At 64.1% G+C, this 563-nt stretch carries 1 protein-coding gene; it reads right to left on the bottom strand.

The features are described from left to right. Nucleotides 1-563, bottom strand: a 563-nt coding sequence (locus B2V21_RS11575) for a sodium:solute symporter family transporter (RefSeq protein ID WP_414708390.1), incomplete at both ends; no start/stop codon positions are given.

Raw genomic sequence — 563 nt, 5'->3', positions numbered from 1 at the left:
CCAGGCAGAGGATCATCCAGGTCATGGAAATGCGCCGGGCCTTGGCAATGGATTTCACCGAGTCGGCGGCCATGAAGCGGGCGAGGATGTGCGGTTGGCCAAAGTAGCCAAGGCCCCAGCCCAACAGCGAAACGATACCGACGAAGGTCGTGCCGCGCAGCATGTCGAAATTGGCCGGGTTCTGCGCCTCGATGGCCAGGAACGCCGTGTCGACACCGCCGGTGGCCAGCACCACGACGATGGGCGTGAGGATCAAGGCGAAGATCATCAGCGTGGCCTGCACGGTGTCGGTCCAGCTGACCGCCAGGAAGCCGCCGACGAAGGTGTAGGCGATGGTCGCCGCGGCGCCAGCCCACAAGGCCGATTCATAGGACATGCCGAAGGTGCTTTCGAACAACCGCGCGCCGGCGACGATGCCGGATGCGCAATAGATGGTGAAGAACACCAGGATCACCAGCGCGGAGAAGATCCGCAGCATGCGGCTCTCGTCCTCGAAGCGGGGCGAGAAATAGTCCGGGAGGGGCAGCGCGTTGTGGTTGTGCTCGGTGTGCACGCGCAGGCGA

The organism is Pseudomonas sp. UBA6276, assembly GCF_002438365.1.
In the GTDB taxonomy this organism is placed as follows: domain Bacteria; phylum Pseudomonadota; class Gammaproteobacteria; order Pseudomonadales; family Pseudomonadaceae; genus Aquipseudomonas; species Aquipseudomonas coleopterorum.
This window is presented reverse-complemented; position numbering and strand designations above follow the sequence as displayed.